Origin of the sequence: Salmonella sp. SJTUF15570 (assembly GCF_043357055.1) — a bacterium.
GTDB classification, from domain to species: domain Bacteria; phylum Pseudomonadota; class Gammaproteobacteria; order Enterobacterales; family Enterobacteriaceae; genus Salmonella; species Salmonella enterica.
In genome coordinates this window covers 526,749-541,395 of the sequence record NZ_JBEUKJ010000002.1, presented here as the reverse complement: position 1 = coordinate 541,395, position 14,647 = coordinate 526,749, and the positions used below count along the sequence as shown (strand labels likewise).

Genomic DNA, 14,647 nt, shown 5'->3' with positions numbered 1-14,647 from the left:
ATGTTAATAAAAAACCCAAATTGATCCCGCAAATATATTACGCCGTAAAACCCTTACAATAAACAGGTTTTTAGTGGGTCAGATTTGCTTTTTTCGACAGCGATCAATTTATGGCTAATCTATCGCTTTTCAGGGAATTTGATCACGGACAATTTAACCAGTTTTGATGCTCTTTTCCAACATTTAAATATTGATTAAAATCAATTTTTGAAGTTAATGTTAATAATGTTTATTCATTGAATGCATGGTGAATTTTTTGTTAACTTTTTGTTTTTGCAAAGAGTAATTTCAAACTCCCTGTAAAAAGAGGCTTATTCGGTAAGGCTAAACATTTTGTGCGTTTTTTACTGCCCCGCATCCAGTAAAAAACATTCCACATTGATGTTCAATTATTGCTAAATAGCTCACAGATTTTTTCTGTAGGTTATCAACACTTATTATTTTATACATTTAGTCTATTTTTATTTTACTTATAATTAACACCGCAAAGAAACTAGCTCATTGCACACGCGCCATCATCCCACCGGGATTACCCTGCCCCAACGTCCCTTTCCCGACGACTAACGGCCAGGATCATCTTGCCAGGTTATCGCCTTAATTATCGCTAATAAGCTTTCCAGATAGCCAGAAACAAACATTTTATTCGCTAATTTTTCTTTATTTTAATAACACCGTATTTGCCTCTCCATAATTATTATAGTGAAGATTCTGTTATCACCTTCACAGATTTACCCTCAATTTCTACGTCACTCATAGTAATAATTCTGTTTATTCGCAGCCATAAATACCCTTTAAACATGATTAATCACGAACGAATAGTGTCAATAAGTTCTTAATAATTTTTAAAGTTAACCTCTTTTAACCAGAAAAAGTTCATATGATTTATTAAACGATATCTTTAATACTTCAGGGAAATAATGCTGGTACTCTTATGATTAAAATAGCTGTTTTATTCTGCCATTAAACAAGCAGTCTGTGTAAGCGCGATACATCTGAGGAGACGTGTAGTTCGCGCTCAGGCAAACATGCGCGGCCACAGAGTCAAGCGTCAATTTACTATAGAGGTTAGCGTCAACATAGTGTAATGCTGCAATGCGTTTTTTTCATGGCGGAAAGCGCATAATCCGTCTCCAGTGAGGTCGGCAGGTCTTTCACTAAGACAGCATCTGTATTTGCTGAAAAAGAGTTAACCAGCAAACTGAGTAAATTTACTGCCGCAGCCAGACGGTTATTATCAATTATTTTTAGACTCCACCATGTTTTTTTAATGAGGCATTATTTTCCTATAGTTCAATATTTACAAAGCCAATAATTTTATATCCCGGATGCTTCACCCGTACTTTGCCACAAACAATAAAGCCATAAAAAAGGCCACCGTAAAGGTGGCCAACCATGTCGAAAACGGACATTTATCTGTTCCCGCAGGAACAGCGAGTTTTATTTTATAATTGCTTTCAGCGCTTCGCCGATATCGGCCAGGCTGCGAACGGTTTTCACGCCCGCGGCTTCCAGCGCGGCGAATTTTTCATCCGCAGTGCCTTTACCACCGGCAATGATGGCGCCCGCGTGGCCCATACGCTTGCCTTTCGGCGCGGTAACACCCGCGATATAGCCAACAACCGGCTTGGTCACGTGGTCTTTAATGTAAGCCGCCGCTTCTTCTTCTGCGCTACCGCCGATCTCGCCGATCATCACGATCGCTTCAGTCTGCGGATCTTCCTGGAACAGTTTCAGGATGTCGATGAAGTTAGAGCCCGGAATCGGGTCGCCGCCGATACCCACGCAGGTGGACTGGCCGAAACCGTAGTCGGTGGTCTGCTTAACCGCTTCGTAGGTCAGCGTGCCGGAACGGGAAACGATACCCACTTTACCCGGCTTATGAATGTGACCCGGCATGATGCCGATTTTGCATTCGCCCGGGGTGATCACACCTGGGCAGTTCGGGCCGATCATGCGCACGCCCGCTTCGTCCAGCTTCACTTTCACGGTCAGCATATCCAGCGTCGGAATACCTTCGGTGATGGTGATAATCAGTTTGATGCCTGCGTCAATCGCTTCCAGAATGGAGTCTTTACAGAACGGCGCCGGGACGTAGATAACGGATGCGGTCGCACCGGTGGCTTCTACCGCTTCGCGCACGGTGTTGAACACCGGCAGACCCAGATGCGTGGTGCCGCCTTTGCCCGGCGTTACGCCGCCGACCATTTGCGTACCGTAAGCAATCGCCTGTTCGGAGTGGAAAGTCCCCTGGCTACCGGTGAAGCCCTGGCAGATAACCTTGGTATCTTTATTAATTAAAACGGACATTATTTCCCCTCCACTGCGGCAACAACCTGCTGAGCTGCATCCGTCAGACTTTTCGCTGCAATAATATTCAGGCCACTGTCAGCCAGTTTCTTCGCGCCGAGTTCGGCGTTGTTGCCTTCCAGACGCACCACCACCGGAACGTTCACGCCCACTTCTTCCACCGCGCCGATGATACCGTCGGCAATCAGGTCACAACGGACGATACCGCCGAAGATGTTAACCAGAACCGCTTTCACGTTGTCATCTGAGAGGATGATTTTAAACGCTTCGGTGACGCGCTCTTTGGTTGCGCCGCCGCCCACGTCAAGGAAGTTAGCCGGTTCGCCGCCATGCAGCTTAACGATGTCCATGGTGCCCATCGCCAGGCCCGCGCCGTTCACCATGCAACCGATGTTGCCGTCCAGTGCGACGTAGTTCAGTTCCCACTGCGCCGCCTGCGCTTCACGCGGGTCTTCCTGAGACTGGTCGCGCATTTCGCGCAGATCAGGCTGGCGGAACAGCGCGTTGCCGTCAGCGCCCAGCTTGCCGTCGAGGCAAATCAGATCGCCCTGCTTAGTGATCACCAGCGGGTTGATTTCGATCAGCGCCAGGTCGCGCTCAAGGAAAATGGTTGCCAGGCCCATAAAGATTTTGGTGAACTGCTGCACCAGTTTACCTTCCAGACCCAATTTGAACGCTAGCTCCCGCCCCTGATACGGCATCGGGCCGGTCAGCGGATCGAGCGCGACTTTATGGATCAGATGCGGGGTTTCCTCCGCGACTTTTTCGATCTCTACGCCGCCTTCGGTAGACGCCATAAAGACCACGCGACGAGAACTACGGTCAACCACCGCGCCGAGGTACAGTTCTTTGCCGATGTCGGTCGCCGCTTCAACCAGAATCTGGTTTACCGGTTGGCCATTAGCGTCTGTTTGATAGGTCACCAGACGTTTGCCCAGCCAGTTTTCCGCAAAGGCGCGAATCTCTTCTTTGCTTTTTACTACCTTCACACCGCCCGCTTTGCCGCGGCCGCCAGCGTGAACCTGACATTTCACTACCCACGGGCCGGCACCGATTTTAGACGCGGCTTCTTCGGCTTCACGCGGAGTAGTACAGGCATAACCCACCGGCGCCGGTAAGCCATAGCGGGCAAAAAGTTGTTTTGCCTGATATTCATGTAAGTTCATGTGTTCTGTCCATCCTTCAGGTAATCGTTATCTTTAGACCTGTAGGCCTGAAAGCTGCGCGCCATCAGGCATTACACCATCGCCGGATGGCGGCGTGAACGCCTTATCCGGCCTACAGGTAGCAGGTGATGCTCTTGCTGACTACACGTCCAACAGCAGACGGGTCGGATCTTCCAGCAACTCTTTGATGGTGACCAGGAAGCCCACGGATTCACGACCATCGATCAGGCGATGATCGTAAGAGAGCGCCAGGTACATCATCGGCAGGATTTCCACCTTGCCATCCACCGCCATCGGCCTGTCTTTAATAGCATGCATTCCCAGAATCGCGCTCTGCGGCGGGTTGATGATCGGGGTAGACATCAGCGAACCGAATACGCCGCCGTTGGTAATGGTAAAGTTACCGCCGGTCAGGTCTTCTACGGTCAGCTTGCCGTCGCGGCCTTTGACAGCCAGTTCTTTAATTTTTTTCTCGATGTCAGCCATGCCCAGCGTATCCACGTCACGCAGGACCGGCGTGACCAGGCCGCGCGGCGTAGACACCGCCATGCTCACATCAAAGTAGTTGTGATACACCACGTCATCGCCGTCGATAGAGGCGTTCACTTCCGGATAACGCTTCAGCGCTTCCACTACCGCTTTCACGTAGAAGGACATAAAGCCCAGGCGGATACCATGACGTTTTTCAAACACTTCGCCATACTGCTTACGCAAATCCATAATCGGCTTCATGTTGACTTCATTGAAGGTCGTCAGCATGGCGGTGGAATTTTTCGCTTCCAGCAGACGCTCGGCCACGCGCTTACGCAGGCGGGTCATTGGCACGCGTTTTTCGCCGCGCGCGCCCAGAGCGGGTTGTGCTGCAGGTTCAACAGCGGGTGCTTTAGACTCGCCTTTCGCCAGATGTTTTTCCACATCTTCACGGGTCAGACGCCCACCCACACCAGTGCCTTTAATGGCGCTGGCTTCCAGATTGTGTTCAGCCAGCAGGCGACGGATCGCCGGGCTGAGCGCATCGTTGTTTTGTTCTTCCAGCGACGCCTGCTGGCGCTGTGCCGGCGTAGACGCTTTCTCTTCAGATTTCGCGCTGGTCTCTTTACCCGCGCTGTTGCCTTCACGCAGGCGACCCAGGATCTGGCGAGAGGTGACAGTCGTCCCCTCCTCTTCCAGAACCGCATCCAGAATGCCGTCCGCTGATGCCGGTACTTCCAGTACCACTTTGTCAGTTTCGATTTCTACCAGCACTTCGTCACGAACAACCGCATCGCCCGGTTTTTTATGCCAGGTGGCGACGGTCGCGTCCGCTACGGACTCAGGCAGGTCGGGAACAAGAATATCTACGCTACTCATTATTTATCCTTTATTTAATCGACGTTCAGCGCGTCATTAACCAGATCTTGTTGCTGTTTCTGGTGAACGGACATATACCCTACCGCCGGAGAGGCGGAGGCCGGGCGACCTGCATAACGCAGAGCGGCCCCAAACGGAATCACTTCACGGAAATGATGCTGGCTGCAGTACCATGCGCCCTGGTTGAGCGGCTCTTCCTGGCACCAGACAAAATCATGGACGTGAGCGTATGGTTGCAGCGCTTCCTGCACCGCTTTATGCGGGAACGGATAGAGCTGTTCGATGCGCACGATAGCGACATCTTTCTGGTCGTTTTTGCGACGTTGTTCCAGCAGGTCGTAATAAACCTTACCAGAACACATTACCACGCGTTTTACGGCTTTAGGGTCCAGCTCGTCAATTTCGCCAATGGCCGGCTGGAAGGAACCGTTCGCCAGTTCATCAAGCGTGGAAACCGCCAGCGGGTGACGCAGCAGCGATTTCGGCGACATCACCACCAGCGGACGACGCATCCCGCGCAGCGCCTGACGGCGCAGCATATGGTAGACCTGCGCCGGGGTGGACGGCACGCAAACCTGCATATTCTGCTCGGCGCAAAGTTGCAGATAACGTTCCAGACGCGCGGAAGAGTGCTCCGGCCCCTGCCCTTCATAGCCGTGCGGCAACAGCATCACCAGACCGCACATCCGGCCCCATTTCTGCTCGCCGGAGGAGATGAACTGGTCAATCACTACCTGCGCGCCGTTGGCAAAATCGCCAAACTGCGCTTCCCAGATAGTCAGGGTACGTGGTTCCGCCGTGGCATAACCGTATTCAAAAGCCAGTACCGCTTCTTCAGACAGCACGGAGTCCCAGACTTTAAACTGTCCCTGACCGCTGTGAATATGCTGCAACGGCGTATACGTTGAGCCGTTCGTCTGGTTGTGGATCACCGCATGACGATGGAAGAAGGTGCCGCGACCGGAGTCTTCCCCGGACAGGCGCACCGGAATGCCTTCATCGACCAGCGTGGCGTAAGCCAGATTTTCCGCACCGCCCCAGTCAAACAATTTCTCGCCTGCCGCCATTGCCTGACGGTCGCCATAAATTTTCGCCACGCGAGACTGCATTTCAATGGCTTCCGGCACGGTGCTGATACGTTTTGCCAGCTCCTGCAGACGCTTCATCTCAACTTTGTTCGGGTAGCTTTCGTCCCATTCGTGGTTGAGATATGGCGACCAGGTGAAGGAGTGCATGTTCATCGGACGCCACTCTTTCACTACGCACTCGCCAGCATCCAGCGCATCGCGATAGAGGTTGACCATTTCGGTGGCATCTTCCAGCGTTGCGACCTTATCAGCTTCCAGTTTGTCGGCGTAGATTTTACGCGGCGTCGGATGCTTTTTGATTTTCTGGTACATCAGCGGCTGGGTTGCGCTTGGCTCGTCGGCTTCGTTGTGGCCGTGACGGCGGTAGCACACCAGATCGATGAACACATCGCGTTTAAAGGTGTTACGGAAGTCCAGCGCCAGACGGGTCACAAAAGCGACGGCTTCCGGATCATCCGCATTGACGTGGAAAATCGGCGCCTGGACCATTTTACCGATATCGGTGCAGTAAGGCGTTGAACGCGCATCCAGTGGGTTAGAGGTGGTGAAGCCCACCTGGTTGTTGATAACGATACGTACCGTACCGCCCACTTCGTAACCGCGCGCTTTCGACATGTTCAGGGTTTCCTGAACCACGCCCTGGCCGGTCACCGCGGCGTCGCCGTGAATAGTGATCGGCAACACTTTGTTGCTGCTCGGTTCGTCCAGTCGGTCCAGACGGGCACGCACGGAGCCCATCACCACCGGGCTCACAATTTCCAGGTGCGATGGGTTAAACGCCAGCGCCAGGTGAACCAGACCGCCTTCGGTTTCGATATCTGACGAGAAGCCCATGTGATACTTCACGTCGCCGGTACCCAGATGTTCTTTATGTTTACCGGCAAACTCGTCGAACAGATCCTGCGGTTTTTTACCCAGTACGTTGATCAGCACGTTCAGGCGACCGCGGTGCGCCATCCCCAGCACCACTTCGCGAGTGCCGCTGTTACCCGCATGGCGAACCATCTCTTTCAGCATGGGTATCAGCGCATCTCCCCCCTCGAGCGAGAAACGTTTCGCACCCGGGAATTTGGCACCCAGATAACGTTCCAGCCCTTCAGCGGCGGTCAGTTCGTTCAGGAAGCGTTTTTTCTCGTCAGCGCTAAAGGCCGCACGACCGGATTCGATGCGCTGTTGGATCCAGCGTTTCTCTTCGGTGCTGGTGATGTGCATATACTCAGCGCCAATCGGGCCGCAGTAGGTCTGTTTGAGCGCGTCGAGCAGCTCGCCCAGCTTCATCGTCTCTTTGCCGCTGGCAAAGGAGCCGACATTGAAGGTTTCCTGGAAATCGGCCTCGGTCAAATCATGGAAAGAAGGATCCAGATCCGCCACGCGTTCTTGCTTCCACAGTCCCAACGGATCGAGGTTTGCATGTTGATGGCCACGGAAACGATAAGCGTTGATAAGCTGCAGGACTTTAACCTGCTTCACATTGGTGTCAGGGTCGGAAATCGTAGAAGAGTGACGTGAGCCAGCCAACGCCTGCCGCCGGAAATATTCACGTGTTTTTGAATGGAGTTGATCCGGTTTGACTCCGGTACCAGGTAACTGCTGGAACGTCAAACGCCAGTTAGCGTCTACCGAGTCAGGATCGGTTAAGAAGTCTTCATAGAGCTGTTCTATCCAGCTCTGATTCGAACCAGAGAGGTAAGAAGAGTCCAACCAGGCTTTCAAAGCGCTGTTCTGCATCGTGATCCCTTAAGCATCTTTTCTGCTTATTTAATACTCTAAATAGGTCACGTTTCAGGAAGGCGGCAAGCTTGCGAATCCCTCGGAGCTTACATCCAGTAAGTGACCGGGGTGAGCAAGTGCAGCCAATGCACATGCAACGTGAACTATGACGAGTATTTCGCCGTGGATACTAACCACGCATACGCTGTATGCGTGCCGGGGTTCACTTGTTGCGGACTGTCGTGTCATCTGCGTCCGCTAAGGAACCTTTAAAAACTGTCTAATAATCTTCGCTGTTCAGGCTACGACTGCTTTGCGGCCTTCGCTCACTCCGGTCACATAATTAACTATGCTCCCGAAGATTCGTTCAGACCGCGCCTTGTCTCGCTCTGAACATCTCGATTATTACTAATCATATGGCAGTTTTTAGAGGTTTCCTGCACTTCTATTGCCCGATGGCGCCTGGCTTATCAGGCCTACAGAATACGTAACCTGTAGGCCGGATAAGACGGTACGTCGCCATCCGGCAACCACTACAACTACTTATGCGCTACGCTGCAACAGCATCGACTTAATATGGCCGATAGCGCGCGTCGGGTTCAGTCCCTTAGGACATACACTGACGCAGTTCATAATGCTGTGACAGCGGAATACGCTGAATGCATCGCTCATCCCTTCCAGACGACTGTCAGTCTCGGTATCACGACTATCGATCAGGAATCGATACGCCGCGAGCAGCCCCGCCGGACCGATAAACTTATCCGGGTTCCACCAGAATGACGGACAGGATGTTGAGCAACAGGCGCAAAGAATACATTCATACAGCCCATCGAGTTTTTCACGCTGCTCCGGCATCTGCAGATGCTCACGAGCCGGTGGATTTTGCCCATTATTCAATAAGTAAGGCTTAATCTTCTCATATTGTGCGTAGAATTGCCCCATGTCTACCACCAAATCGCGGATCACCGGCAAACCGGGCAGCGGGCGAATCACAATCTTCTTACCCGGCTGAGTCAGCGCCGAAATAGGGGTAATACAGGCCAGACCATTCTTACCGTTCATATTCAAACCATCAGAACCGCACACACCTTCGCGGCAGGAACGGCGGAAAGAAAGGCTGGGATCTTTTTCTTTAAGCTGGATTAACGCATCCAGCAGCATCATGTCGCGCCCTTCTTCGCCTTCCAGGGTGTAATCCTGCATACGCGGAGCGTTATCGACATCCGGGTTATAACGATAAATCGAAAATTCGAGTTTCATCATCCTGTCTCCGCAATTAATAAGTACGAATCTTCGGCGGGAACGCCGGACGCAGTTTCGGCTCCATATTGACGCTTCGGCGCGTCATGGATTCCGTTTGCGGCTGATACAGGGTATGACACAACCAGTTGGCATCATCACGCTCCGGGAAATCGAAGCGGCTATGCGCGCCGCGGCTTTCCGTCCGGAAGTTGGCTGATACGGCAGTGGCGTAGGCGGTTTCCATCAGGTTATCCAGCTCCAGACACTCAACACGCTGGGTATTAAACTCGCTGGACGTGTCATCCAGACGGGCGTTTTTCAGACGCTCGCGGATCACTTTCAACTGCTCAAGCCCTTTCGCCATCGCGTCGCCTTCACGGAATACGGAGAAGTTATGCTGCATACACTCCTGCAACGCTTTGCGGATAGCCACCGGATCTTCGCCATTGCGGTTATTGTTCCAGCGATTCAGGCGCTCCAGAGAACCTTCAACGTCAGACTCGCTGGCGTCGCGCAGCACGCCCTGCTCGGCGATGGATTCCTGTAAATGCAGCCCCGCCGCGCGGCCAAAGACCACCAGATCCAGCAGTGAGTTACCGCCCAGACGGTTGGCGCCGTGAACCGATACACAGGCGATTTCGCCTACCGCAAACAGCCCCGGAATCACCACATCTTCGCCCTGCTCGTTCACGGTCAGCGCCTGACCGGTCACTTTAGTCGGAATACCGCCCATCATGTAGTGGCAGGTCGGGATAACCGGAATCGGCTCTTTCACCGGATCGACGTGAGCGAAAGTGCGGGACAGCTCCAGGATACCCGGCAGGCGAGATTCCAGCACCTCTTTACCCAGATGATCCAGTTTCAGTTTAGCGTGCGGCCCCCACGGACCATCGCAGCCGCGGCCTTCACGGATTTCGATCATGATGGAACGCGCCACCACGTCACGACCCGCCAGGTCTTTGGCGTTCGGCGCATAACGCTCCATAAAGCGCTCGCCATGTTTGTTCAACAGGTAACCGCCTTCGCCGCGGCAGCCTTCTGTCACCAGCACACCCGCCCCGGCGATGCCGGTCGGGTGGAACTGCCACATTTCCATATCCTGCACCGGGACACCGGCACGCAGCGCCATACCGACACCGTCACCGGTGTTGATGTGAGCGTTGGTGGTGGACTGGTAGATACGGCCTGCGCCGCCGGTCGCCAGCACCGTTGCGCGGGCTTTGAAGTACACCACTTCACCGGTTTCGATGCACAGTGCGGTACACCCCACCACCGCGCCATCCTGGTTTTTCACCAGATCCAGCGCATACCATTCGGAGAAAATCGTGGTGTGGTTTTTCAAATTCTGTTGATACAGCGTGTGTAGCAAGGCGTGACCGGTACGGTCAGCCGCCGCCGCGGTACGTGCCGCCTGCTCGCCGCCAAAGTTTTTCGACTGGCCGCCGAACGGGCGCTGATAGATACGTCCATCATCAAGACGGGAGAACGGTAGCCCCATGTGCTCCAGTTCCAGAATCGCTTCCGGTCCGGTCTTACACATATATTCGATGGCATCCTGGTCACCAATGTAGTCCGACCCCTTAACGGTGTCGTACATGTGCCATTCCCAGTTATCTTCATGGGTATTGCCGAGCGCCACGGTGATACCGCCCTGCGCGGAAACGGTATGGGAACGGGTCGGGAAGACTTTCGAGAGCAGCGCACAGGTTTGGCCGCTCTGGGAAATTTGCAGCGCCGCGCGCATACCTGCGCCACCGGCACCAATCACAACAGCATCAAATTCTCTGACTGGCAGTTTCATTACACACCCCACACCACAACAAATCCATAGATGACGTAAACCACCAGCGCAACAACAATAACGAGTTGCAGTATCAGACGCACTGCCAGTGGTTTAACGTAGTCGGTTAACACCTGCCACATGCCGATCCAGGCATGAATCAAGATGGAAAAAAGCGCCAGCAGGGTGAAGACTTTGGTGAAGGCCGATGAGAAGAAACCGGTCCAGGCTTCAAAGGTCAGTTCGCCGCTCGTGGCGAAAAAACCCACCATGTAGATGATGTATAACGTCAGAACGATAGCGGTAGCACGGACCAGGATGAAGTCATGTACGCCATTGCGTCCTAATGCGGAGGCGTTGCTTACCATACGAGGACTCCTGCGAGAAGTGAAAGCACGACAGTGATAACAAAAGAGATTTTGGCAGAGCGTTGACCCGCTTCGAATGTTTCTTCCAGATAGCCAAAATCCATTAACATGTGACGAATTCCCACGATGACGTGATACGCCAGCGCGGTAAGGATGCCCCACATGATAAATTTAACGATGAAGCCGTCCATGATATCGGCGGCCTGCTGGAATCCTTCCGGAGAAGAGAGGCTGGTGCCCAGTAGCCACAGTAGTATGCCGACGGCGATGAAAGTAATCACACCGGATACGCGATGGAGAATGGACGCTATCGCTGTGATGGGGAACCGAATCGTTTGTAGATCCAGATTGACAGGTCTTTGTTTTTTCACATTTCTTATCATGAATAACGCCCACATGCTGTTCTTATTATTCCCTTAAGACTTCGGTTACAGAGGTGAATCTACCTGTAGCCAGAAAGACGACGGGATTTCCTTCCTCCGGTCTGCGTGCGGGTCAGACAGCGTCCTTTCTATAACTGCGCGTCATGTAAAACACTGCTTCCAGTAGCTAAAACGACACGTTACAACGCTGGGTGGCTCGGGATTGCAGGGTATTCCGGAGACCTGGCGGCAGTATAGGACGTTCACAAAATCATTACAATTAACCTACATATAGTTTGTCAGGTTTTATCCTGAACAGTGACACAGGTCACGATAACAACATTTTTTTAATTTTCAATCATCTGATTTGACAAACATTAAACAAAATTGTTACAAACGACACCAGAAAAAGCATATAATGCGTAAAAGTTATGGGGTCACTCTTTCACCTGTTAATAAGTTATGCAACAGTACAATGATATTGACCCATTCTTTCAGGACAGTTATTAGTGATAGACAGGTTACATTACTCGGATTGCTACGTTCCTGATTTGCTGCTAATTCGAAATTAATCAAGCCGTTACCTGCAAGCGCCCATTGCTCTGTACCCAGGTCATCCCCTCTTTCACAGAGCGGCGAGCCAAATAACAAACTGGTAACGGTTGATTGATGCATACACAGAATCTTCCCTGCACTAACGACGAGGAAGATGACGTGGAGAAGGCAAGTCTGAGTTCCGGCAGTCTTAAGCAATAAGGCGCTAAGGAGACCGTAAATGGCTGATACAAAGGCAAAAATCACCCTTACTGGTGACACTGCTATTGAACTGGATGTGCTAAAAGGTACACTCGGTCAAGATGTTATTGATATTCGTAGTCTCGGTTCAAAAGGAGTTTTTACTTTTGACCCTGGTTTCACCTCTACCGCATCCTGCGAATCTAAAATCACCTTCATCGACGGCGACGAAGGCATTTTGTTGCATCGCGGTTTCCCGATTGACCAGCTTGCTACCGATTCCAACTATCTGGAAGTCTGTTACATCCTGCTGTACGGCGAAAAACCGACGCAGGAAGAGTATGACGAGTTCAGAACGACAGTCACCCGCCATACGATGATCCATGAGCAAATCACTCGCCTGTTCCATGCTTTCCGTCGCGACTCACATCCGATGGCGGTAATGTGCGGGATTACTGGCGCGCTGGCGGCGTTCTACCACGACTCGCTGGATGTGAACAATCCGCGCCACCGTGAAATCGCGGCGTTCCGCCTGCTGTCCAAAATGCCGACCATGGCGGCGATGTGTTACAAATATTCCATCGGTCAGCCGTTTGTTTATCCGCGCAACGACCTTTCCTACGCCGGTAACTTCCTGAACATGATGTTCTCCACGCCGTGTGAAACCTATGAAGTGAATCCGGTACTGGAGCGCGCGATGGACCGTATTCTGATCCTGCACGCTGACCATGAGCAGAACGCCTCTACGTCAACGGTACGTACCGCAGGTTCAAGCGGCGCCAACCCGTTCGCCTGCATTGCCGCCGGGATCGCCTCCCTGTGGGGACCCGCGCACGGCGGCGCCAACGAAGCCGCGCTGAAAATGCTGGAAGAAATCAGCTCTGTTAAACACATTCCGGAATTTGTTCGCCGTGCGAAAGACAAGAATGATTCTTTCCGCCTGATGGGCTTCGGTCACCGTGTTTACAAAAACTACGATCCGCGCGCCACCGTGATGCGTGAAACCTGCCACGAAGTGCTGAAAGAACTGGGCACCAAAGACGATCTGCTGGAAGTGGCGATGGAGCTTGAGCACATTGCGCTCAACGACCCGTACTTCATCGAGAAGAAACTGTACCCGAACGTAGACTTCTACTCCGGCATCATTCTGAAAGCGATGGGCATTCCGTCCTCCATGTTCACCGTGATCTTCGCCATGGCGCGTACCGTTGGCTGGATTGCACACTGGAATGAAATGCACACTGACGGCATGAAAATCGCCCGTCCTCGTCAGCTGTATACCGGCTACGATAAACGCGATTTTAAATCGGCGCTGAAGCGTTAATTGACAACCGGATGGCGACGCAACCCTCGCCATCCGGTACATTTTCCCTTTTTTCTTATCCTCATTATTTTATTCTTACCCCGTTACTCTCTATGATTAATTAAGGTTTCGCTAAATATCATTCAGGGAGCATGGAATGCCGATTCTGCAGTGGTTTTTGTTGTTCCTGTTATCGCTGCTCATTTCCCTTATTTTTCTCTGGCTGCACCTTCCGGCGGCAATGCTGCTCGGTCCAATGATTGCGGGTATCGTGTTGAGTTTGCGAGGTAGTACGCTACAACTTCCGCGCGGTATTTTTCTCGCCGCGCAGGCAATTCTCGGCTGTATGATCGCCCAAAATCTAACCGGTTCGATATTGACCACCCTCGCCCTCTACTGGCCGGTCGTGCTTTTAGTGTTGCTGGTGACGCTGCTTTCCAGCGCGGTAGTCGGCTGGCTGCTGGTACGTTACAGCTCGCTGCCCGGCAACACCGGCGCATGGGGGTCTTCGCCGGGCGGCGCAGCGGCAATGGTAGCGATGGCGCAAGATTACGGGGCGGATATCCGCCTGGTGGCGTTTATGCAGTATCTACGGGTACTGTTTGTGGCTGGCGCGGCGGTGCTGGTGACACGCCTGATACTCGGCGACAGCGCGGCAACGGTCAGCCAACAGGTGGTCTGGTTTCCGCCGCTTAGCGGTAATTTATTGACGACGCTGCTATTAGCGATCGTGGCGGGCATTGCCGGTCGCCTGATGCGTATCCCTTCCGGCACGATGCTGCTCCCCATGTTGGCAGGCGCGCTTCTCCATTCGCAAGGCATCATTGAGATTGAATTACCCGAATGGCTGCTGGCCGTGGCGTATATGGCGATAGGCTGGCGTATTGGGCTGGGTTTTGACAGACAGGTGTTTTTTATGGCGCTGCGGCCATTGCCGCAAATCTTATTGTCAATTTTCGCGCTGATGGCGATTTGCGCCGCGATGGCGTGGGGAATGGCTTACTACATGCAGATTGATTTTATGACGGCTTATCTTGCCACCAGTCCCGGTGGTCTGGATACGGTTGCCGCGATCGCGGCAGGAAGCAGTGCCGATATGGCGCTCATCATGGCAATGCAAACCCTACGGCTGTTCAGCATTCTGTTAACTGGGCCAGCAGTGGCCCGTTTTATATCAACCTATGCGCCCAGACAACCTTTGTAGGACTGATAAGCGTCGCGCCATCAGGCAATAGC

11 protein-coding genes are annotated in these 14,647 nt (G+C 52.6%); 2 read left to right on the top strand and 9 right to left on the bottom strand.

Annotation, left to right across the window (positions count from 1 at the left end):
• Positions 1–1,437: 1,437 nt before the first annotated feature.
• From sucD to ABVN44_RS06140, 9 genes are all read right to left on the bottom strand, one after another.
• Entirely contained in the window at positions 1,438–2,307 is an 870-nt protein-coding gene (gene sucD / locus ABVN44_RS06180) for a succinate--CoA ligase subunit alpha (protein WP_000114631.1), read from the bottom strand.
• The gene (gene sucC, locus ABVN44_RS06175) at positions 2,307–3,473 is read right to left on the bottom strand and encodes an ADP-forming succinate--CoA ligase subunit beta (RefSeq protein ID WP_001048590.1); all 1,167 of its coding nucleotides are present in this window, start codon (positions 3,471–3,473) and stop codon (positions 2,307–2,309) included. Before sucC ends, sucD begins: the two co-directional genes overlap by 1 nt.
• A gap of 141 nt (positions 3,474–3,614) precedes the next feature.
• Positions 3,615–4,823 (bottom strand): 2-oxoglutarate dehydrogenase complex dihydrolipoyllysine-residue succinyltransferase, encoded by a 1,209-nt coding sequence (gene odhB, locus ABVN44_RS06170; RefSeq protein WP_000099858.1) that lies wholly within the window; start codon positions 4,821–4,823, stop codon positions 3,615–3,617.
• 14 nt (positions 4,824–4,837) lie between these two features.
• Positions 4,838–7,639: a 2-oxoglutarate dehydrogenase E1 component gene (sucA, locus tag ABVN44_RS06165; protein WP_001181504.1), complete on the bottom strand. Its 2,802-nt coding sequence runs from the start codon at positions 7,637–7,639 to the stop codon at positions 4,838–4,840.
• 525 nt (positions 7,640–8,164) lie between these two features.
• Positions 8,165–8,881: a succinate dehydrogenase iron-sulfur subunit SdhB gene (gene sdhB / locus ABVN44_RS06160; protein ID WP_001537859.1), complete on the bottom strand. Its 717-nt coding sequence runs from the start codon at positions 8,879–8,881 to the stop codon at positions 8,165–8,167.
• Positions 8,882–8,897: 16 nt separating this feature from the next.
• Positions 8,898–10,664: a succinate dehydrogenase flavoprotein subunit gene (sdhA, locus tag ABVN44_RS06155; protein ID WP_000775561.1), complete on the bottom strand. Its 1,767-nt coding sequence runs from the start codon at positions 10,662–10,664 to the stop codon at positions 8,898–8,900.
• The gene (gene sdhD, locus ABVN44_RS06150; RefSeq protein WP_000254356.1) at positions 10,664–11,011 is read right to left on the bottom strand and encodes a succinate dehydrogenase membrane anchor subunit; all 348 of its coding nucleotides are present in this window, start codon (positions 11,009–11,011) and stop codon (positions 10,664–10,666) included. Before sdhD ends, sdhA begins: the two co-directional genes overlap by 1 nt.
• Positions 11,005–11,409 carry a succinate dehydrogenase cytochrome b556 subunit gene (gene sdhC / locus ABVN44_RS06145; protein ID WP_000263340.1) on the bottom strand — a complete coding sequence of 135 codons (405 nt, stop codon included), beginning with the start codon at positions 11,407–11,409 and terminating at the stop codon, positions 11,005–11,007. The genes sdhD and sdhC overlap by 7 nt, the downstream gene beginning before the upstream one ends.
• Before the next feature lie 393 nt (positions 11,410–11,802).
• Positions 11,803–12,048 (bottom strand): hypothetical protein, encoded by a 246-nt coding sequence (locus tag ABVN44_RS06140; RefSeq protein WP_001539488.1) that lies wholly within the window; start codon positions 12,046–12,048, stop codon positions 11,803–11,805.
• 100 nt (positions 12,049–12,148) lie between these two features.
• Between ABVN44_RS06140 and ABVN44_RS06135 the strand changes: the two genes are divergently transcribed.
• Positions 12,149–13,432 carry a citrate synthase gene (locus ABVN44_RS06135; protein WP_000785811.1) on the top strand — a complete coding sequence of 428 codons (1,284 nt, stop codon included), beginning with the start codon at positions 12,149–12,151 and terminating at the stop codon, positions 13,430–13,432.
• A gap of 136 nt (positions 13,433–13,568) precedes the next feature.
• Complete coding sequence (locus ABVN44_RS06130; protein WP_001749106.1) at positions 13,569–14,615, top strand: AbrB family transcriptional regulator; 1,047 nt, start codon at positions 13,569–13,571, stop codon at positions 14,613–14,615.
• Positions 14,616–14,647: the final 32 nt, after the last annotated feature.